Annotated in this window: 14 protein-coding genes; 9 read left to right on the forward strand and 5 right to left on the reverse strand. The window is 40.6% G+C overall.

From position 1 onward, the window contains the following. Positions 1-78 precede the first annotated feature (78 nt). Positions 79-2,895 (forward strand): TonB-dependent receptor, encoded by a 2,817-nt coding sequence (locus K6V30_RS08450; protein WP_055268565.1) that lies wholly within the window; start codon positions 79-81, stop codon positions 2,893-2,895. Positions 2,896-3,031: 136 nt separating this feature from the next. Continuing rightward, the gene (gene cls / locus K6V30_RS08455) at positions 3,032-4,471 is read left to right on the forward strand and encodes a cardiolipin synthase (RefSeq protein ID WP_022301976.1); all 1,440 of its coding nucleotides are present in this window, start codon (positions 3,032-3,034) and stop codon (positions 4,469-4,471) included. 12 nt (positions 4,472-4,483) lie between these two features. Here the strand turns inward: cls and K6V30_RS08460 are convergent, their stop codons facing one another. Genes K6V30_RS08460 through K6V30_RS08470 form a run of 3 tightly spaced genes read right to left on the reverse strand, consistent with a single transcriptional unit; the run spans position 4,484 to position 6,464 of the window. After that, entirely contained in the window at positions 4,484-5,017 is a 534-nt protein-coding gene (locus tag K6V30_RS08460) for an RsmD family RNA methyltransferase (RefSeq protein ID WP_010536599.1), read from the reverse strand. Next, positions 5,008-5,778, reverse strand: a complete 771-nt coding sequence (locus tag K6V30_RS08465; RefSeq protein WP_010536600.1) for a DUF3822 family protein — start codon at positions 5,776-5,778, stop codon at positions 5,008-5,010. Before K6V30_RS08465 ends, K6V30_RS08460 begins: the two co-directional genes overlap by 10 nt. Continuing rightward, positions 5,778-6,464: a hypothetical protein gene (locus K6V30_RS08470; RefSeq protein ID WP_022301978.1), complete on the reverse strand. Its 687-nt coding sequence runs from the start codon at positions 6,462-6,464 to the stop codon at positions 5,778-5,780. Before K6V30_RS08470 ends, K6V30_RS08465 begins: the two co-directional genes overlap by 1 nt. A 95-nt stretch (positions 6,465-6,559) precedes the next feature. Here K6V30_RS08470 and K6V30_RS08475 point away from each other — a divergent pair, with 95 nt between their 5' ends. From K6V30_RS08475 to K6V30_RS08505, 7 genes are all read left to right on the forward strand, one after another. After that, the gene (locus tag K6V30_RS08475; RefSeq protein WP_022301979.1) at positions 6,560-7,978 is read left to right on the forward strand and encodes an ATP-dependent DNA helicase; all 1,419 of its coding nucleotides are present in this window, start codon (positions 6,560-6,562) and stop codon (positions 7,976-7,978) included. A gap of 219 nt (positions 7,979-8,197) precedes the next feature. After that, positions 8,198-11,581, forward strand: a complete 3,384-nt coding sequence (locus tag K6V30_RS08480) for a SusC/RagA family TonB-linked outer membrane protein (protein ID WP_055268566.1) — start codon at positions 8,198-8,200, stop codon at positions 11,579-11,581. 16 nt (positions 11,582-11,597) lie between these two features. Further along, positions 11,598-13,211: a RagB/SusD family nutrient uptake outer membrane protein gene (locus K6V30_RS08485; protein WP_022301981.1), complete on the forward strand. Its 1,614-nt coding sequence runs from the start codon at positions 11,598-11,600 to the stop codon at positions 13,209-13,211. Positions 13,212-13,235: 24 nt separating this feature from the next. Next, positions 13,236-14,312, forward strand: a complete 1,077-nt coding sequence (locus K6V30_RS08490; protein ID WP_010536605.1) for a glycoside hydrolase family 18 — start codon at positions 13,236-13,238, stop codon at positions 14,310-14,312. An 8-nt stretch (positions 14,313-14,320) separates the two neighbouring features. Further along, positions 14,321-15,475, forward strand: a complete 1,155-nt coding sequence (locus tag K6V30_RS08495) for a DUF1735 and LamG domain-containing protein (RefSeq protein ID WP_022301982.1) — start codon at positions 14,321-14,323, stop codon at positions 15,473-15,475. 33 nt (positions 15,476-15,508) lie between these two features. After that, positions 15,509-16,936 carry a BT_3987 domain-containing protein gene (locus K6V30_RS08500; RefSeq protein ID WP_010536607.1) on the forward strand — a complete coding sequence of 476 codons (1,428 nt, stop codon included), beginning with the start codon at positions 15,509-15,511 and terminating at the stop codon, positions 16,934-16,936. A gap of 81 nt (positions 16,937-17,017) precedes the next feature. Continuing rightward, positions 17,018-18,352 (forward strand): DUF4989 domain-containing protein, encoded by a 1,335-nt coding sequence (locus K6V30_RS08505; protein WP_010536608.1) that lies wholly within the window; start codon positions 17,018-17,020, stop codon positions 18,350-18,352. A gap of 226 nt (positions 18,353-18,578) precedes the next feature. Here K6V30_RS08505 and K6V30_RS08510 read toward each other — a convergent pair whose 3' ends face one another. Beyond that, positions 18,579-19,013, reverse strand: a complete 435-nt coding sequence (locus K6V30_RS08510; protein WP_010536609.1) for a DUF6078 family protein — start codon at positions 19,011-19,013, stop codon at positions 18,579-18,581. 171 nt (positions 19,014-19,184) lie between these two features. Then, a complete protein-coding gene (locus K6V30_RS08515) occupies positions 19,185-21,452 on the reverse strand; it encodes a GH92 family glycosyl hydrolase (RefSeq protein ID WP_055268567.1) in 2,268 nt (755 codons plus the stop codon). Between the last annotated feature and the right edge of the window lie 9 nt (positions 21,453-21,461).

Genomic DNA, 21,461 nt, shown 5'->3' on the forward strand with positions numbered 1-21,461 from the left:
TTCTATTAAATTAAACCTTTTACGATTCTATTTGTCAAAAAGACATTGTTATTACTCTACTAATCGTAATTAAGGTAAATGAAAAGATTATCAGCTTGGTGGGTGCTTACATTATTATGCACCTTCTCTATTTTTGCACAGAATAAGGTGATTACTGTTTCGGGTCGTGTTATCGAGTCTGACTCTCAAGAGCCGGCAGCACAGGCTACTGTTCAATTGCTATCATTACCGGATAGCGCTTATGCAGCCGGTATAGCAAGTAGTAATAAAGGGTGGTTTACACTCCCTAAAGTGAAGGCGGGAAAGTATATATTGAAGGTCTCTTACATCGGTTTCCGCACGAAATTTGTTCCTGTACAATTATCCAATAACGTGACTGAAAAGAAAATGGGGAATATCTCCCTGGACCCCGATGCGGTAATGCTGGGTGAGGCTGTGATTACGGCGGAGGCTCCTCCTGTTACAGTAAAAGCCGATACAACGGAATATTCTGCAGCTGCTTACCCTGTACCGGAAGGATCGATGTTAGAAGATTTAGTAAAAAAAATACCGGGTGCTGAAGTTAGTGATGAGGGGAAGATTACTATAAATGGGAAAGAAATTAAAAAGATTATGGTTGATGGTAAAGAGTTTTTCTCGGATGACCCCAAAGTTTCCATGAAGAATTTGCCGGCTAACATGATTGAGAAGGTTAAAGCTTACGATAAGAAAAGTGATATGGCACGTATCACAGGAATTGATGACGGAGATGAAGAGCCCGTTTTAGACTTAACAGTCAAGAAAGGGATGAAGAAAGGATGGATTGGTAATTTGATTGCTGGTTATGGTAGTCAGGATCGATATGAAGGCGGAGTGATGATTAGCCGTTTTAAGGATGATGCCAGTCTTTCAATAATAGGTTCTGCTAATAATACTAATAATAAAGGTTTTTCTGAATTTGGTGATGCCGGACAAGGATTAGGTGGTGGCAATGCCGGTTCTGGTATTACAACAGCACAATCATTAGGTATTAACTTTGCTAAAGATACGAAGAAGCTGCAAGTCGGTGGAAATGTTCAATACGGGCATTCCAATAATGATGCCCGTCGCAAATCTTCTTCAGAAACATTCTTAGGTGAAACTTCGTCTTTTGCTCAAAGTGAGAACTTATCAAATCGTAATCGTCATGATTTCAGGGTTGATTTTCGCTTGGAATGGCGTCCTGATACATTAACTACAATAATTTTTCGTCCTAATGGTAGCTATTCACAAACAGAATCAAGTAATAGCTCTTGGTCAAAAACTGAAAATAACTCTCACAGCCCTGTTAATGAAAGGGAGGCTGCCTCTTCTTCTAAAAGTCATAATGCATCTTTTAATGGTAGTTTAATGGCTTTTCGGAGATTGAATAGTAAAGGACGAAATTTATCTTTAGGAGCACGTTTTGGTTATAGTGATAGCGAATCAGATTCTTATTCCGATTCAAGAACCGAGTTTTTCGAGAAGGACAGTATTTCTGATATTTCACGATATACGGACCGCAATAGCGACAGCCGCAACTGGAGTGTATCTGCTTCTTATACTGAACCTGTTTTTAAGAATCACTTTTTGCAGTTGCGTTATGAGTTTGCCCATCGGAAACAGTTGTCGCAATCATTGGTCTATGATAGTATAAATTATTATCCATATCCGGAGTATATAGAACGTGGATATGATAATGATTTGAGTACGCGTGTGGAAAATTTTTATGATACTCATACGGCAGATGTTTCTGTGCGTGGTATTCATCCTAAAATGATGTATAGTGTTGGAGTTGGATTGACACCTCAAACATCATTAAGTGAAACGACTATTGGGCCTAATTATAAAAAGAATTATCCGGAACAAAATGTATTGAATTGGGCTCCTTCGGTAATGTTTCGCTATATGTTTGATAAGCAGCATGTGTTAATGTTCCGTTACCGTGGGCGGAGTAGTACTCCTAATATCGAGGATTTACAGGAAGTTATTGATATTACTGATCCAATGAATCTGAGATATGGTAATCCAAATTTAAAACCATCATTTAACAACAATTTTACACTTGATTATAGAAAATTTGTACCAGAATCTATGCGTAGCTATACAGCCAATTTATTCTATACGAATACATTAAATTCTGTAGCTAATAGAATGTCATACGACCCTGAAACCGGTGCCCGGGTCTATAAGAAAGAGAATGTAAATGGTAATTGGCAGGCGAGAGGGTATTTTTCTTTCAATACTCCTTTGAAAAATAAGAAGTTTACAATTTCATCTAATACGAATGCAAGATATAGTGATGCAGTAAGTTATACGAGTGTTGGAAATAGTAAGAATGCAGATCAAGAGTTGAGTACAACACATAACTTAGGTTTAGGAGAACGATTTACTGGTAGTTATCGTAGTGAAGTATTTGATTTGTCTCTGAGTGGTTCTGTTAATTATAATTTGGTTCGAAATAGTAAGCAGGAAAATAGTAATCGTGAGACTTTTGATTATTATATTGGAGGTAATACTAATGTAAATCTTCCATGGCAAATCTCAATTTCTACAGATATAAACTGTCGATTTAAAGATGGATACACTGGTGGCTTGAATAATAATGAGGTGTTGTGGAATGCGCAGATCTCAAAGAATTTCTTAAAGAATAATTCAGGAACTATTCGTTTTAAAATTTATGATATCTTGAAACAGCAGAGTAGTTTGTCCCGTTCTATAAGTGAAACAATGATGAGTGATACGGAATATAACACTTTGGGAAGCTATTTCATGGTACATTTTGTATACCGCTTTAATACATTTGGTGGAAAAGCACCGGGTAGACGTGGTCCTGGCGGTGGTCCTAGAGGTGGACATGGCTACGGCGGAGGTGGTGTTCGGCCTATGCGTTTCTAAGTTATGAATAACTTTAAATAAAAAAAACGGGAAAGTCCTGATAGCAATGGATACAACTTGCTATCAGGACTTTTTTGTTTATCCGATAATTTGCTTTATATTTGTTGTTCAGTATCCATATAAAAAGGAGATTCCTATGATTGATTGGAACATAATAGTTAGCCAGATAGCTACGGTTGCTTTCGACATTGTTTATTTTGGAGCCATTATCAGTACGATTGTCGTTATCATTCTTGATAACCGGAATCCGGTGAAGACTATGGCATGGATACTCATATTACTGTTCCTTCCTATCGTAGGCCTTGTCTTCTATTTCTTTTTCGGACGGAGCCAACGTCGGGAACGTATTATCGGTCAAAAAAGTTATGACCGTCTGTTGAAGAAACCTATGGCGGAATATCTGGCTCAGGACTGTTCGGCTGTACCCGAAGAATATGCTCGTCTTATCCAACTTTTTCAGCATACCAATCAAGCTTTCCCATTCGAAGGAAACCGTATTGCCGTGTATACGGAAGGGTATACCAAACTACAGTCATTGTTGCGTGAACTCCAAAAGGCAAAGCAGCATATTCACATGGAGTACTACATCTTTGAAGATGATGCCATAGGGCGTCTGGTAAGGGATGTGTTAATTGAAAAGGCATCTCAGGGCGTTGAAGTAAGAGTGATTTATGATGATGTGGGATGCTGGCATGTACCTAACCGTTTTTTCGAAGAAATGCGTAATGCCGGTATTGAAGTCAGGAGTTTCTTGAAAGTACGTTTCCCTTTGTTTACAAGCAGGGTCAACTATCGTAACCACAGAAAAATAGTCGTAGTAGACGGGCGTATCGGTTTTGTCGGAGGAATGAACCTGGCAGAGCGTTATATGCGCGGCTTCTCATGGGGAATCTGGCGTGATACGCATATCCTGATAGAAGGAAAAGCTGTACATGGTCTGCAGACTGCTTTTCTGCTCGACTGGTATTTCGTTGACCGTACATTGATTACCGCTTCACGTTATTTCCCAAAGATAGAGTCTTGTGGAAACTCATTAGTACAAGTAGTCACCAGCGAACCTATCGGTCCCTGGAAAGAAATAATGCAGGGATTGACGATGGCGATCAATGGAGCCAAGAAATATTTCTATATGCAAACTCCTTACTTCCTGCCGACAGAGCAAGTGCTGGCTGCTATGCAAACAGCTGCATTGGCAGGGGTGGATATACGTTTGATGCTGCCCGAACGTGCTGACAATCGAATCACTCATCTGGGATCACATTCTTATCTGAGGGATGTGTTGCAGGCGGGTGTCAAAGTCTATTTTTATAAAAAGGGATTTCTACATTCCAAACTGATGGTTTCAGATGATATGCTATCGACAGTAGGGTCTACCAATGTCGATTTTCGCAGTTTTGAGCATAATTTTGAAGTAAATGCCTTTATGTATGATGTAGAAACGGCTCTGGAAATGAAAGAAATATTCCTTCAGGATCAGCGTGAAAGTACACAGATCTTTCTGAAAAACTGGGTAAGGCGTCCGTGGAGACAGAAGGCAGCAGAGTCTGTTGTTCGTTTGTTGGCTCCGCTGCTTTAGAAGAATGTGCTCTTATCTGAAAAGAGAGAAGTTCACACTTCCATATACTCTTCTTTCTATGAAGTGCGGATTTTCCTCAAAGTTGTTTTGCTTTCCATGTTCCAATACGAACAGGCCTCCCTCTTTGAGCAGATTGTTTTTGAATATCAGTTCCGGTATTGATTCCAGCTCCTTTAAAGCGTAAGGCGGATCGGCAAAAATAAAATCGAACTGCTCACGTCCGCTATTGATAAACTTAAATACATCACCACGAATAGGCAGACATTTGTCTGTTTGTACTTCTTTCATTATTTTGCAGATAAAAGAATGGTGAGCCGGGTCTTTTTCGACACTGATCACACGGTCACATCCCCGTGATACCAGTTCGATACTGATACTGCCGGTACCTGCAAACAGATCGAGTGCAGTGACTCCTTCTTCGAAATCGATATAGTTATTAAGTACATTGAACAGATTCTCTTTAGCAAAATCTGTTGTAGGACGTGCTTTGAATGTACGTGGTACATCAAATCTTCTTCGTTTATAAATACCGCTGATTACTCGCATGTTAATAAGGCTTGCATATCAATATTATTGGCAGGATTCATTATGAATACCTGCATGATGAATTTTTTCAATTCGTTCATCAATGTTTCTTTATCTGACAGTGTCCCGGTCAGATGCAGTTCATCCCGTTCCTGATTGAACTCGAGCAGTTTCCATACATACAATAAATAGTAAATACGGTCTTCAGTTTGCATGCATTCGAAGGAGTTGGCCAACAAGAGCTGTCCCCGTTCGAAACAGTAAATGTCAATAGCATCTTTGCGTACTGAAGCATACATTTTCTTACTATTTCCGAGTCTGCTTTTTATGGAAAAATACTCTATAAGTGGGGTAGACTGAGAATAGAAACGGGCTTCGGGATATTGTTCGTTCAGGAAAGCATAGGTGCTTTTGTCTATGCCGAAGATTACGACTACGTTATTCTTCTTCAGAATATTGTAAATCACTGTTTCGTTCTCCCGTTTCTGATGATTGTGATAAAATAAAAGCTCTGCCTGCTCTTCTTCAAACAGTTCCAGTGGTATCATGGTAAAACGCTTGTTTGCCATCATGATATTTACCCGTTTGTAAGAGTAGCTTAAAAAGTCCGATTCGTGGAAAACGTTTTTAAGATTGGCTGTCAGAGACAGAGAGGTGTCTACCTCTTTTTCGAATAGCGACTGTGAATTGTCGTGAATCGGATTGTAGATAGAAAAAGAAAATCCATCCGTACTAAGACGGATGGATAAAGTATATTGTTTTGATTTTGTAAAATCAATCATTATTCCCAGTTACCAGCACCATTGTTAGGATTGTCAATAGAACCTACCATCAAACCGGAGTATCTGCCCAGTTTTTCGTTCAGGTCTTTCAGATTGATAATTTCTTGTTTGTCAAGTCCGCCCAAGTAAGTTTCATACGGAGCTTTTACTTCGAACAAGAACACAGGAGCACCTGATTTTGCAGTGTCATTTTTAACATTCATTTCAAAAATAGCACCATTTCCGTGAGGAATGTATTTCATTGAATCCGGATTGAAACCTTTTGGGTAAACGGTGTCCATTACGGCTACCCACATGGTGTCACGCTTAAAGTTTTCAAGTCCCCATTTCTTAACTTCATCATATTTACCTGTCTTCTGAGCTTTGTTGATGATAGCCATTGCTTTCTTTTCAGTCAATCCGTCTTCCAGTTGTTTGTCTGTCAACTGTCCTACTTTCATGACGAAAGGTAATTTTTGATTTTTAACGAAATCGATCAGTGTGTCAAAATGTTCTGTGTACATTCCGTGATGCAACGAACGGTATTCCTGTTGTGCTTTACGGATGTCGATCAAACGGGCAATGACAGCCTGTTCTCTTTCCTTTTTTGCTTTTTCAAAATTGATAGGACCCATAATACTGCTATAGCAAATGTAGATTAATGCAGCAGCACAGAGTACTAATACAATATTAAATACTGTTTTCATGATAAATTATGTTTTTAGTTGTTATATTCGCATCGCAAAAATAGAATAAATAAATTTAAATACGATAGTTCCGGGAACTTTTTTCTCGTACAAAAATGATAAATAACTATTTAGAAAGGCAAATTAAGGAAAATTTTCCTTATCAACCAACTTTTGAGCAGGAAATAGCTGTAAAATCTCTTTCAGAGTTTCTGCTTTCTACACTAGCGGATGAAGTATTTATCCTCAGAGGCTATGCCGGTACCGGTAAAACTTCTTTGGTAGGGGCATTGGTGAAGACGATGGACCAGTTACAGCAAAAGGCTGTATTACTGGCTCCTACTGGTCGTGCTGCAAAAGTTTTCTCAACATATGCCGGTCACCCGGCTTTTACAATTCACAAAAAAATATACAGGCAGCAGTCGTTCTCTAATGAAACCAGTAATTTTTCGATAAATGACAATCTTGCTACAAATACCTTATTTATAGTGGATGAGGCTTCTATGATTTCCAATGAAGGATTGTCTGGCAGCATGTTTGGGACAGGAAGACTGTTGGATGACCTGATACAGTTTGTTTACTCTGGTCAGGGGTGTCGTCTTTTGCTGATGGGAGATACTGCACAGCTTCCTCCGGTAGGTGAAGAGTTGAGTCCGGCACTTTTTGCAGATGCTTTGAAAGGGTATGGACTGGAAGTGCGGGAAGTGGATTTGACACAGGTTGTTCGCCAGATACAGGAATCCGGTATTTTATGGAACGCAACGCAACTGCGTCAGTTGATAGCGGAGGATAATTGCTATTCTTTACCTAAAATAAAGGTTACAGGTTTTCCAGATATAAAAGTGGTGCCGGGTGCAGAATTGATTGATGCAATCACCAGTTGCTATGATCATGACGGTATGGATGAAACGATTGTTATCTGTCGTTCTAATAAACGCGCGAACCTATATAATAACGGAATACGTGCACAGATTCTTTGGCGAGAAGATGAACTGAATACGGGAGATATGCTCATGATAGCCAAAAACAACTATTATTGGACGGAGCAATACAAGGAAATGGACTTCATTGCCAACGGAGAAATAGCAGTGGTACGTCGTGTCCGCCGGACAAGGGAAATATATGGTTTTCGTTTTGCGGAAGTTACTCTCAGATTTCCGGATCAGAATGATTTTGAACTGGATGCTAATCTGTTGCTGGATACATTGCATTCGGATGCTCCCGCATTATCTAAAGAAGATAGTGACAGACTGTTTTATACCATACTTGAAGATTACGCAGATATATCTAATAAGCGGGACCGAATGAAAAAAATGAAAGCAGATCCGCATTATAATGCGTTACAAGTAAAATATGCCTATGCGGTAACTTGTCATAAGGCGCAAGGCGGACAGTGGCAGAATGTTTTTCTTGATCAGGGATATATGACGGATGAATATCTGACTCCGGATTACTTTCGTTGGTTGTATACGGCATTTACTCGTGCTACAAAAACATTATATCTGGTGAATTACCCGAAAGAACAAATTCTATAGACGATTTCTTTTTTTTTGTAAATGGTTGATTCCCAGCTTGAATGTGTGGGGTGTGCTTGTTGTGGAAAAATAAATATGAGATTATATTTATTTTTTTTCAAAAACTTCTAAGTGTTTTTCAAGGTATGGGTTGTTATATAAATGTGAATCAAAATAATACATAAAATATCGATTCTAATTTTTATATAAAAACTAATGTTTAATCTTAAATTCAAATGTATGAGAATCAATGACTCGTGTAGAGGCTCGAAGATTTTTCGGGCATTGTTGATCTTGATGCTATTTGCCCTTCCGGCACAATCTGCAATAGCACAGTTAACAATTAGGATCTCCAATTCTTCTTTAGGAACTGTGATTAAGCAAATCCAGTCTCAATCTAAGTATCAGTTTTTTTATGATGACAATTTAGCTTCAATGCGTATAGAATCATTGAATGTTAAAGATGTTTCTCTGGTAGAAGTGCTGGATAAGGCTTTGAAGGGGAAAGACATCGTTTACAAAATTGATGACAATGTCGTTTATTTGTCGAAAGCAAACACATCACCTGCGACAAAATCGGCACAGCAACAACTGAAAGTAACAGGTAAGGTGATGGATGCAAATAACGAACCGCTGATTGGTGTTTCTGTACTGGAAAAAGGAACAACTAATGGTACTATTACAGATTTTGATGGTAATTATACATTAGTCGTTACAGGTTCTAATGCTGTTTTGCAGTTTTCTTATGTTGGGTATCAAACTCAGGAAAAGGCTGTAGCAGGAAAGACTGCTATTAATATTACCTTAAAGGAAGATGCTCAGGTTTTGGAAGAAGTTGTGGTTACGGCTTTGGGTATTAAACGTTCGGAAAAAGCTCTGTCGTACAATGTACAGCAGGTTAATGCCGATGCGGTAACTACCAATAAGGACCCTAACTTTATTAACTCATTGAGTGGTAAAGTAGCAGGTGTCAACATCAATGCTTCTTCGTCGGGAGTAGGTGGTGTGTCTAAGGTTGTAATGCGTGGTACAAAATCTATCATGCAGTCTTCCAATGCATTATACGTAGTAGATGGTGTTCCGATGTACTCCAATGCTAATAAAGTGAATGGAACAGAATTTTCTTCTAAAGGAAATACGGAGCCGATTGCTGACATCAACCCGGAAGATATTGAATCAATGTCAGTGTTGACTGGTGCGGCAGCCGCTGCGCTTTACGGTTCTGATGCAGCTAATGGTGCGATTATCATTACTACTAAGAAAGGAAAAGAAGGCCGTGTGAACATTACCGTGAACAGTAATGTTGAGTTTAACTCTCCTCTTGTGATGCCTCGTTTTCAGACTCGTTATGGTACAGGTATTGGTGGGGTAAAAGATGATAACTCCAGTCGTAGCTGGGGGCCTAAACTGACAGAAGCCAGATATTTCGGATATAGTCCTCGTGATGATTATTTTCAGACAGGTGTTATAGGTACGGAAAGTGTGTCTTTCTCTACCGGTTCGGAAAAGAACCAGACTTATGCTTCGGCTGCAGCTGTTAATTCAAAAGGTATTGTTCCTAATAACAAATACGACCGTTATAATTTCAACGTGCGTAATACTACTTCATTCCTCGATGATAAGATGACACTGGATGTAAATGCCAGCTACATTTTGCAGAAAGACCGCAACATGGTGAATCAGGGTACTTACAACAATCCGTTGGTAGGAGCTTACTTGTTCCCTCGTGGCAATGACTGGGAAGATATAAAGATGTACGAACGCTATGACGTTGCACGTAAAATTTATACTCAGTACTGGCCGACAGGCGATGGTAATATGACGATGCAAAATCCTTATTGGGTGAACTACCGTAACTTGCGCGAAAATAAGAAAGACCGTTATATGTTGGGTGCAAGCCTGAATTATCAGATTCTTGACTGGCTGAATGTTTCCGGACGTGTTCGACTGGATAATTCAAATAATGATTATACGGAAAAAGCGTATGCCAGTACAAATACTCAGTTGACAGAATTGTCTGATCGTGGTCTTTATGGTATTTCCAGAAGCTATGAAAAGCAGCTGTATGCAGACTTCCTGGTAAGTGTAAACAAGACTTTCGGTGAGAAATGGTCTTTGCAGGCTAATGTGGGTGGATCGTTTACTGATATGCGATATGATGAAATAGCTGTACGCGGACCTATTGCTGATGATTCAAAAACCTTTGCCGGTGAAAAAGCCGGATTGACAAACGGTTTCTATATTCAGAACCTGAGTACGACTAAAACAAGCAAAATGCAGTCGGGCTGGCGCGAACAGACTCAGTCTATCTATGCATCTGCTGAAGTTGGTTACCAAAGTACTTACTATTTGACTTTGACTGGTCGTAATGACTGGCCTTCACAGTTGGCAGGCCGTAACTCAGTCAATAAATCATTCTTTTATCCTTCAGTGGGTATGTCTGTCGTTCTGTCAGAATTGATGCCTAAATTGAATAAGGACTATTTGTCTTATTGGAAAATACGTGGTTCTTTTGCTTCTGTAGGTACAGCTTTTGAAAGATATATAGCTAATCCTCTTTTCGCGTGGAATACCAGTATCGGTCAGTGGAGTAATTTGACTGACTTCCCGGTATACGATTTGAAACCGGAACGTACCAATTCTTTTGAAGTAGGTATGAATATGCGTTTCTTGAAGAACTTCGAACTCGATGTTACTTATTATAACGCTAAGACAATGAATCAGACATTCAATCCTGAGTTGCCGGTAGGTGAATATGCCCGTATCTACATTCAGACGGGTGCCGTTCGCAATCAAGGTCTTGAATTAGCGTTGAACTACAATAATACGTGGAAAGACTTTACATGGAATACAGGAGTTACTTATTCGATGAATAAGAACAAGATTCTGACTTTGGCCGATAATGCCATTAATCCTATCACTCATGAAAAATTCTCTATTTCTTCTTTGAATATGGGTGGTCTGGGTAGTACCCGTTTTATTCTGAAAGAAGGTGGAAGTATGGGTGACATTTATTCCTTGATGGATTTGAAGAGAGATGCCAATGGAGCTGTTTATATCGATGAGAATAACAGTGTTGTAACAGAAAGTCTGGAAGCTAATAATTACATCAAGTTAGGTAGTGTATTGCCGAAAGGAAACTTGGCATGGCGCAACAATTTCAGCTGGAAGAACATCAATGTGGCTTTCTTGGTTTCAGCCCGTCTGGGTGGAGTTGTATTCTCCCGTACACAAGCCGTTCTGGATAACTTCGGAGTATCGGAGGCATCTGCTGCAGCGCGTGACAAAGGCTATGTATCAGTAAACGGAAATGACCGTGTAAATCCGGAAGGCTGGTATTCCGTTGTAGCTGGTGGTACAGCGGTTCCTCAGTATTATATTTATTCGGCTACTAATATTCGTTTGCAAGAAGCCTCTATCGGTTATACTATTCCGAGAAAATGGTTGGGCAATGTGTGTGATATCAAAGTTTCATTGATCGGACGTAATCTTTGGATGATTTACAACAAAGCTCCTTTCGATCCTGAAAGTGTAGCGTCTACTGATAACTTCTATCAGGGAATTGACTACTTTATGATGCCTTCATTGCGTAATATTGGCTTTAATCTGAGCTTTAAATTCTAAATAAATCAAGATAGGTATGAAAAATATAATAAATAAAATAGTATTTGGATCTCTTACCCTTGCACTGTCTTCGTGTATCGGTAACTATGAGAATATCAATTCCAACCCATATGAAGCTCCTGATTTGTCAGCGGATGGATATGCTTTAGGATCGGCTATGAATAACCTGGCAGGTTGTGTGGTATCGCCGGACGTAAATACGGCCCAGTTTACAGACTGCTTGTTGGGTGGACCCTTAGGCGGATATTTTGCTGATTCTAATGCCGGTTTTACAGAAAGCATCTCAAACTTTAATCCGAAAGATGACTGGAGCCGTGTATTTCTGAAAAGTGATAAGATTATTCCGACATTATACTCTAACCTGACACAAGTGAAGCTTGTATCACAGAATACAAACGACCCGGTGCCATACGCTATTGCACAAGTGATAAAGGTAGCAGCTATGCATCGCGTGACTGATGCTTTTGGTCCGATTCCTTATTCTCAGATAGGTGCGAATGGTGAGATTGCCACCCCTTATGATTCTCAGGAAGTGACTTATGATACATTTTTCGAAGAATTGAATGCGGCTATTGCTACGCTCAATGAGCATCCTAACGAACAGCTCGTTCCTACAGCTGACTATATATACAAAGGTGATGTCAAGAAATGGATCAAGTTTGCCAATTCATTGAAGCTGCGTCTGGCTATCCGTATAGCTTATGCCAACCCGGTGAAAGCTCAGCAGATGGCAGAAGAAGCTGTAAAACCGGCAAACGGAGGTGTCATCGAATCTAATGCAGACAATGCAACATGGAACTACTTCGAGACTTCACAAAATCCTATATATGTAGCTACCCGCTATAATCAGGTGCAGACTTCCGATCATGGTGGAGTTGCCTGTCTGACAGGTGGTGATACACATGCTGCAGCCGATATCATCTGCTATATGAACGGTTACAAGGATAACAGACGTGAAAAGTTCTTCACTAAATCCGAATGGGCAGGATACGACTATGTAGGAATGCGCCGAGGTATTGTGATTCCTGAGTTGAAGACAGTCGGACATAAATATTCCGGTGTGAATATAGCTCCTACATCTCCGCTGTATTGGATGAATGCAGCCGAAGTGGCTTTCTTACGTGCTGAAGGACAAGCTGTTTTCAATTTCAATATGGGTGGTACAGCTGAATCATTCTACAATCAAGGTATCCGTTTGTCTTTTGAACAGTGGGGTGCGGACGGTGCGGAAGATTATCTGAAGGATGATGTCAATAAACCGACTGCCTATACTGATCCGGCAGGAACGAACACCTATCAGAATGCTCTCTCTAATATTACTATTAAATGGAATGATGGTGCCGGCAAAGAAGAAAAACAAGAACGCATTATCGTGCAGAAATGGATTGCTAACTGGCAATTGGGTAATGAAGCTTGGGCAGATTTCCGTCGTACCGGCTATCCGAAACTGATTCCGGTGAAGGAAAACAAGAGTGGTGGCGTAGTTGATTCAGAGAAGGGGGCACGCCGTATGCCTTATCCGTTGGATGAGTTTGTCAGCAATAAGGCAAATGTAGAATATGCTATTGCCAACTACTTGCACGGTGCCGACAATATGGCTACGGATGTATGGTGGGCTTCTAAAAAATAATATTAAACTTAAAGGAAAGTATATATGAAAAATAACCTGAAATATAGATTGTCTGCTCTGCTGTTTCTGGCATCAGCCCTGACAATGACTTCATGTAGTGATTGGACAGATGTGGAAAGTCTCCAGCTGAATACACCTACATTCGAAGAGCAGAATCCTCAATTGTATGCTGACTATCTGAAGGATTTGAACAGATATAAGTCTGAAGAACATAAGTTCACTTTTGTCTCTTTTGAGAACCCCCAAGGTTCACCCGGCAAACAGGCGGAACGCCTGACAGTTGTACCGGACAGCGTTGATTTTATTTGTCTGAACAATCCGGAAGTAAGCCCTGAAGTTCAGGCAGAAATGGTGAAGATACGTGAGAAAGGCACCCGTACAATTTACAGCATTGATTACTCCAGCATTGAAAATGCATGGAAGGAGAAAGTAAAAGCTGAACCGGAATTGACCGAAGAAGATGCTCTTCAGTATATTGGTGAACGTACCAATGAGATGCTGGCACTTTGTGATAAATATAATTTTGATGGTATTATTGCTGATTATACAGGACGTTCGTTGGTGAGTCTTCCGGAGGCAGCTTTGAAAGAATATAATGGCCGTCAGCAGAAGTTCTTTGGTGAAGTGATGAACTGGCAAAGCAGTCATGATGACAAGACTTTGGTGTTCTACGGAAACGTACAGTATTTGGTGCCGGAGAATATGAGTATGTTGAGCAAGTTTGACTTCATCATGTTGAAAACAGCTGCTTCAACCAATGCTGATGATCTTGCTTTGAAAGCATATTTGGCTATTCAGGCAGGCATAGATGCAGTAGGTGGTACAGAAGGTGGAGTAAGTCCTGTTCCTGTTGATCGCTTTATTGTTTGTGTGGAATTGCCGCAGGCTGATGATAAAGATAAAGTGAAAGGTTACTGGAGTACGGTGGATGAAAAAGGCAACAAGCTTGTAGCAGCTCCGGGAGCAGCTCGGTGGATGGTAGAAGAATCCCCTAATTACACTCGGAAAGGTATCTTTATTATGAATGTCCATAATGATTATTATAACAATACTTATGGATATGTGCGTGAAGTTATTCGTATTATGAATCCAAATAAATAAGAATAGAAATGAAACTCTATAAATATTGTCTTGCGTTTTTGGCTCTTACAACCGTCACAGTGAGTGGGTGTAAGAATGAAGATATCAATGAAGAGCATCATTATGACAATAAACTCTATGTCAGCTCGACTCCTGTTTGTGATGATTTGCTGATTAAGCCTAGTATAACAGAGGCTACCCGTGAAATAAGCTATCGTATAGCATCACCGGCAGAACAGGATATTCAGATTAGTTTTGATGCCGCCCCTGCTATGACCGCAGCATACAATCTGATTTATAATGATAATGCGACTGCGCTGGATGCACGTTTTTACAGTATTCCTAATAAAACTGCTACTATTAAAGCGGGAGACGTCTCCAGTGATAATATCGTGATTGACTTTAAAAACACCAATGAATTGGATAAGTCAAAACGATATGTATTACCTGTTACCATTTTAGATGCATCCAATATTGAGGTGCTCGAAAGTGCCCGTACTGCTTATTTCATATTTAAGGGTGCTGCACTTATCAATGTAGTGGCAAATATCAAAGAAATCTATTTCCCGATAAACTGGAAGAGCAGTGTGAGCAGTCTTTCTACTGTGACTATTGAAGCTTTGGTTCGTAGTGAGGACTGGGTTGCAGGCCGTGATAATGCATTGAGTTCTGTTTTCGGTATTGAAGGTAAATTCCTTATACGTGTAGGTGATGCTGACCGACCACGTGACCAGGTTCAGGTAGTAGCTCCCGGAGGAAACTTCCCGGGTCCGAATACCGTTGCGGGTTTGCCTGTTAATGAGTGGGTACACATTGCTGTTGTTTATGATAATACGACAAAAGAGCGAATCTATTATAAGGATGGTGTTGCCGTTTATAAAGACGAAGCTGCTTCAGGCAATATTTCTCTAAATAGTGGTTGCTATATTGGTCGTGCATGGGATAATACTCGTTGGCTGCCGGGAGATATTTCAGAAGTTCGTGTATGGTCAGTACAAAGAACTGCAGAGCAAATCGCTACCAATCCTTATGAAGTAGATCCTGCCAGTGAAGGGCTGGTTGCTTACTGGAAGTTTAATGAAGGTGCCGGAAATGTAATTACCGATCAGACTGGCCATGGTAATGATATTACAGGTTCGGGTGATCCTACTTGGGTACAAGTGGAGCTTCCTAAGATAAATTAATTGTTGGTTTAACCTTTTATTCAAGAATTCATTATGAATATAAAATATATAACTTCGGGTTTGTTAGCTGCCATGATTGTGAACTGTACTGCATTCTTGACCTCTTGTGCCGATGATCTTGAGGTTGGAAAGAATATTGATGAGTCGGCGTACAGTGGCATTTACGAAAATAATGCGTATCTGCGTGATGGAAAGTCAAATTTAGTATCTAAAGTTGTCGAACTTCACGGTGAGACTTATGCTACTACAGTAAAGATGGGCTTGAGCAAAACCCCTAATACGGCTACATCGGCAAAAGTGAAAATAGATGCTGCTTATTTGGAAACTTACAATAAAGCGCATAATACAGATTTTGAATTGTATCCGCAAGACTTGGTTACGTTTGCCAACGAAGGAGTGCTTACGGTGAATGCAAATGCTAAATCGGCTGAGGTAGATATGACTATCCGGGCAGGAGAAGGTTTGCAGGATGACAAGACTTATGCTATTCCCGTAGCCATCAGCGATCAGAGTAGTGATATTACTATTAAAGATGAAAGTGCGAAACACTGCATCTATCTGGTGAAAGACATGAGAAATGCCGGTGATACTTATAAAGGAGAAGATGCGGTAAAAGGCTACTTATTCTTCGAGGTAAATGATGTTAACCCATTGAATACTCTTTCTTTCCAGTTGGAAAATGGAAAACTTATATGGGATGTTATTGTCTTGTTTGCAGCTAATATCAATTATGATTCTGAAGCTGGACGTCCGCGTGTACAGTGTAATCCGAACGTACAATATTTATTGGATAATAATGAAACTTTTTTGCAGCCTCTTCGTAGACGTGGCGTAAAAGTGCTGTTAGGATTACTTGGTAATCATGATATAACAGGTTTAGCTCAACTTTCAGATCAAGGTGCTAAAGATTTCGCTCGTGAAATTGCTCAATATTGTAAAGCCTATAATTTGGATGGGGTTAATTACGATGATGAATATTCCAATTATCCGGATTTGAATAATCCTTCCCTTACTACTCCAAGTACGGCAGCTGCTGCTCGTTTATGTTATGAAAGTAAATTAGCGATGCCTGATAAGCTGGTAACAGTATTTGCGTATGGTCAAATGTACGGTGTGGCTACTGTCGATGGTGTAGATGCGAGTGAGTGGATTGATATTGTTGTGCCTAATTATGGAAGTAGTGCATATCCGATAGGGAATATGACTAAAAAACAATGTGCAGGTATAGCGATGGAATTTAATTTGGGAGGGGGTAGTAGTTTGACGCCATCAACTGCTCGGAGTCTGATGAACAATGGATATGGTTGGTACATGGGATTTGCTCCGAGTCCTGATAATTACTATAGTATTTTTAGGCGTTTGGATGGGGCCGAAACTCTGTATGGGTCGCCATTAAAAGACCCCACAGTCTTTTACAAGAAGAACGATCCGACTCCATACCAATATCCGGATGATCTTTAAATAAAGTAGAAATTGTATGGCTTCCATAGCGATTAGTAACATAGTCGCTATGGAGAAATAAAACAAATAAAAAACAAGAATATGAAAGCACATTATAAACTCTTTTTATCTCTAGCAATAGGATCATTCGTTACTTTTGCTGGCTGTCAGGATGATGAGGTAGTGGATTTGGTGAAATATCCGGTGAATCAGCCTGCTATAACGATTAATGATGCGGAAGGAGCGTCCAAAGCGACGTTGACTGCTGTTTACAAATCTGATGGTACTTTAGAACTGAACGGTCCTGTAACCAGAACCTATACATTCCATTTTGCTGCATCACCGGAAGATGCCACAGTTACTTTTGATGTTATAAATACTAATATACCAAAGGAAAATGTAGAAATCAGTGATACTAAGGTGGTTCTTCCTGCCGGTTCAACAGATGCATCTGTCACAGTGACCTTGAAGGACGAAGATTTTAGTTTTGCAGCATCCAATTATGATGCGGCAACATACGAGCTCGGTGTGAAAGCCAGTGTGGAAGGTTATAAAATAGGAACGGAGTCGATAGAATCTAAAATTGTGATAGAAAAGGAAGCATATATCGCTTCATGCTCTGTAGTTGGTGAGAACGGAAACACCGTTTCATTCGAGCGAGCTTTCTCTCAAGGGGCGATTGTCAATACTGATCCTATATCTTATGCTTTCAAAATGAAGTTGGATAAACCGGCAAGAAAAGATGTAAAGGTGAAGTTGGCTACTACAGGTTTGGACGAAAAGTTCATGAATAAAATTACTGTTACTCCTGCTGAAATTACTATACCTGCCGGTGAATTAGAGTCAGCAGAGATTACATGGTCTATTACTGACGATTTCTTGCTGACAACAACGGAAGCAGAGTTTCACACTCTTGTTGTAGCTGCATCGGTGGAAAGCGAGGACCCCGTTGTGAAAGTAAATAGCAAAGAGAATATCCTAACCTTTAATGTAGATAAAGTAGTTAGAAACTTCAAATATTTGTCTGCTATTGGTAGTAATTGGGTTGAATTGTCGAAAGATGGTTGGGGAGCAGAAATACCTTCCGGTGTCTCTGGTAGCGCTAGTTATTTGATTGATGGTAATGGAGGTAGTTACGGATCAGATGTATATAGTTCGAATCCATTCTGGTTTGTTATCGATATGAAGTCTCCACAGACTTTCTTAGCTTTAGGTATGGATTATTATTATACGTATGCTGCCAAGAAAGTACGTATTTCAACTTCTTTGGATAATGAAACATGGACTTCGCAGGGAGTACTGGAAGCTCCTCGTGCAGGTAATCATTATTTCGAATTCTTCTCGTCTATAACTGCTCGTTATGTCAAAGTTGAATTATTAGCAGGCTTTAGTTCATACATTGATGTCACTGAGGTATATATATACAACGCTCAGTAAAATTGAGTCATTAGTAAATTAGTTAATTTTAGAGCCGGACATTTCATTCTGAAAGCCCGGCTCTTTTTTCTTTTACCTATAATGTCTGCCTCTCTCTCTTCCTAAGGGGAGTCTTGTGCCAACAGCTTGGCACGGTTGTGCCACCAAGGTGGCATTGTTGTGTCATCGTAGTGTGATGGTTGTGTCTCCTTATGATAACAGTTGTGCCGTTTCGGAGTACTGCCGGTCACCAGTCGTAATCCTCAACGTATACGTCAAAGTCCTGTGGATGAGTAACTCCGCAATTCTTGAGAATGGTCAATATTCTTTGTTGTTCGGAGGGGGTAAGGAGACGTTCACCTTTGCGGACCCGGTAGTAGGTTCTCCGGCCAAAAAAACTCATTAGATGTGATATGACAGCTTGCATTTGTTTGTATGGCAGGGCTTCTAATATTTTGATGAATCCTTTTGCATAACGCACTTTGGTGTTAGAACGATAGTAAGGGCAATCTCCTTGTAGAGCGGCGAGATGTTTGGGGCTGAGGATATCCCAATATTCAATCTTTTCCGGCACGCTTTGTTCTGTAAGTTGTCTTAAACATGTGTTTGCTTTCGAACATTTCCGGTTGAGGCACATAGCGTACTGATAAGGGACTTTTGTAAAGTCAATTTCTTCTTTCATGATTATAGTTGTTTGTCCTGCAAAAGTAGTGAATAGAAATCGAAAAATAGCCTGAAAGCAAATTACTTTACTTTCAGGCTATCGTTTTTATCATTATCCGGATAAAGTCGTTCAGAAGAAGAGAGAAAACCATCATCCGGAGGAAGAAAGACTTCGTATAGATGTGGATGATTACTCCTTAGAAAAAGAGTAGGGCATATCCTCTTCTTTCGTTCCCCTGTTCAAATTCGGTTGATTGCTCATTTTTACCTCAATAGTGCCTCCCTTGAACAAATCTCCGTGTCGTAAATAGTTCTTGGTGTGATCAGCCCCATTGAAGCTCATAGAGTCAATATAAAAATTCTCCTTGCTGTTATTAGGCGCATTAATAACCAGACTGTTTCCATTTTCGAAGTGAAGCGTAGCCTTTTTGAATAAAGGAGCTCCCATCACATATTCGTCTGTTCCCGGGCAAACGGGATAAAAACCTAAAGCAGAGAACACATACCAGGCAGAAGTCTGTCCGTTGTCTTCGTCTCCACAGTAGCCGTCGGGGCCGGGAGTATACATTCTGTCCATTACCTGACGGAGCCAGTATTGGGCTTTCCACGGTTGTCCAGCATAGTCGTACAGATAAATCATGTGCTGAATCGGTTGATTACCATGCGCATAGTTACCCATATTCATTACTGTCATTTCACGAATTTCGTGGATTACCTGTCCATAATAGCTGTCATCGAAGATAGGTGGTACGGCAAATACAGAGTCCATCATAGTGACAAACATCTCTTTTCCGCCCATTAAGTCTATCAGCCCTTGAGGATCGTGGAAAACGGACCAGGTATAATGCCAGCTATTTCCTTCCGTGAAGGCATCTCCCCATTTCAGAGGCGAGAAAGGAGACTGGAACGTGCCGTCTTCGTTGCGTCCACGCATTAGCTTGGATTCTTTATCGAAGAGATTCTTGTAATTCATGGCACGTTTGGCAAACAGATTGATTTCTTTCTTCGGACGTTTCAACTCCTTTGCCAACTGGTAGATGCACCAGTCGTCGTATGCATACTCCAGCGTACGGGCAGCATTCTCGTTGATTTTTACATCGTAGGGTACATATCCCAGCTTATTATAGTATTCGTATCCCAAACGTCCGGTAGAAGAGACTTCCGGATGCACGTTCTCTGTTCCGTGAATCAGCCCTTCATATAGCGTCTTGATATCATCTACTTTCACTCCCTTCATATAAGCATCTACCAGAATAGAGGCAGAATTGTTCCCTACCATGCAACCTCTGTGTCCCGGACTTGCCCATTCGGGGAAGAAACCGCTTTCTTTATAAGTATTGATAAGTCCCTCCTGCATCTCCTTGTTGACCGACGGATACATCAGGTTCAACAGCGGGAAGAGGCAGCGGAATGTATCCCAAAAACCGGTATCGGTAAACATATATCCCGGGAGTACTTGTCCGTTGTACGGGCTGTAGTGGACAGGCTGACCGTTCGCGTCCAGTTCATAGAATTTGCGCGGGAAAAGCAGCGAGCGATACAGGCAAGAATAGAATGTGCGATACTGATCCAGATTGCCGCCTTCTACTTCTATTTTACCCAGCACCTGATTCCATGCATCTTTTCCTTTTTGGGCGAGTTGCTCCAGGTTGTCTTTGCCTAATTCGTTCATATTGGCGGCAGCCTGTTCAAAACTGATGAACGAAGAGGCGATGCGTGCATGCACCTGTTCTCCTTTTCGGGTTTTGAATCCGATGATGGCTCCGGCATGATTGGTAGTCTGTTCTGCCGCATTCTCTTGCAGATTTCCATTCTCTACTGTTGCTTTATAGGTAAACGGCTTGTCGAACTCAATGATAAAATAGTTCTTGAAGTTTTCGGGAACGCCGCCGCTGTTACGGGTCGTGTAGCCGATAATCTTGTTCTCTTCGGGAATAATCTTGATGTAAGAACCTTTGTCGAAAGCATCTACAACAACATAAGAGTGATCATTCTCCGGAAATGTGAAACGGAAAAGTACGGCACGTTCCGTAGGTGCCATTTCGGTGACTATATCGTGTTCTGCCAGATATACTTTATAGTAATAAGGGGTTGCAACTTCTCCTTTGTGTGCAAACCAGCTTGCGCGTTTCTCTTCGTCAAACACCGGCTTGCCTACTATCGGCATAATGGAGAACTGGCCATAATCGTTGATCCACGGACTGGGCTGATGTGTCTGCTTGAAGCCGCGTATTTTATTGGCTGTATAGGTATATTGCCAGCCATCACCCATCTTTCCGGTCTGCGGAGTCCAGAAGTTCATTCCCCAGGGGCGGGCAATAGCCGGATAGGTATTACCTGTTGATAACTCAAAAGTAGACTGAGAGCCCATCAGCGGATTGACATACTGTGTCCAGTCTTTTGCTTTGGCTAAGAGTGTACAACTGAGTACACATGCTACTAATAATAGTTTTTTCATGGTATTTGT

Source organism: Bacteroides faecis (genome assembly GCF_020091505.1).
GTDB classification, from domain to species: Bacteria; Bacteroidota; Bacteroidia; order Bacteroidales; family Bacteroidaceae; genus Bacteroides; species Bacteroides faecis.

Coding starts and splice junctions, on each gene's coding strand:
- K6V30_RS08460 (WP_010536599.1), bottom strand. CDS start 5,017: ATGCGAGTAATCAGCGGTATTTATAAACGAAGAAGATTTGATGTACCA.
- K6V30_RS08490 (WP_010536605.1), top strand. CDS start 13,236: ATGAAAAATAACCTGAAATATAGATTGTCTGCTCTGCTGTTTCTGGCA.
- K6V30_RS08515 (WP_055268567.1), bottom strand. CDS start 21,452: ATGAAAAAACTATTATTAGTAGCATGTGTACTCAGTTGTACACTCTTA.
- K6V30_RS08510 (WP_010536609.1), bottom strand. CDS start 19,013: ATGAAAGAAGAAATTGACTTTACAAAAGTCCCTTATCAGTACGCTATG.
- K6V30_RS08450 (WP_055268565.1), top strand. CDS start 79: ATGAAAAGATTATCAGCTTGGTGGGTGCTTACATTATTATGCACCTTC.
- K6V30_RS08470 (WP_022301978.1), bottom strand. CDS start 6,464: ATGAAAACAGTATTTAATATTGTATTAGTACTCTGTGCTGCTGCATTA.
- K6V30_RS08505 (WP_010536608.1), top strand. CDS start 17,018: ATGAAAGCACATTATAAACTCTTTTTATCTCTAGCAATAGGATCATTC.
- K6V30_RS08465 (WP_010536600.1), bottom strand. CDS start 5,778: ATGATTGATTTTACAAAATCAAAACAATATACTTTATCCATCCGTCTT.
- cls (WP_022301976.1), top strand. CDS start 3,032: ATGATTGATTGGAACATAATAGTTAGCCAGATAGCTACGGTTGCTTTC.
- K6V30_RS08485 (WP_022301981.1), top strand. CDS start 11,598: ATGAAAAATATAATAAATAAAATAGTATTTGGATCTCTTACCCTTGCA.
- K6V30_RS08495 (WP_022301982.1), top strand. CDS start 14,321: ATGAAACTCTATAAATATTGTCTTGCGTTTTTGGCTCTTACAACCGTC.
- K6V30_RS08500 (WP_010536607.1), top strand. CDS start 15,509: ATGAATATAAAATATATAACTTCGGGTTTGTTAGCTGCCATGATTGTG.
- K6V30_RS08480 (WP_055268566.1), top strand. CDS start 8,198: ATGAGAATCAATGACTCGTGTAGAGGCTCGAAGATTTTTCGGGCATTG.
- K6V30_RS08475 (WP_022301979.1), top strand. CDS start 6,560: ATGATAAATAACTATTTAGAAAGGCAAATTAAGGAAAATTTTCCTTAT.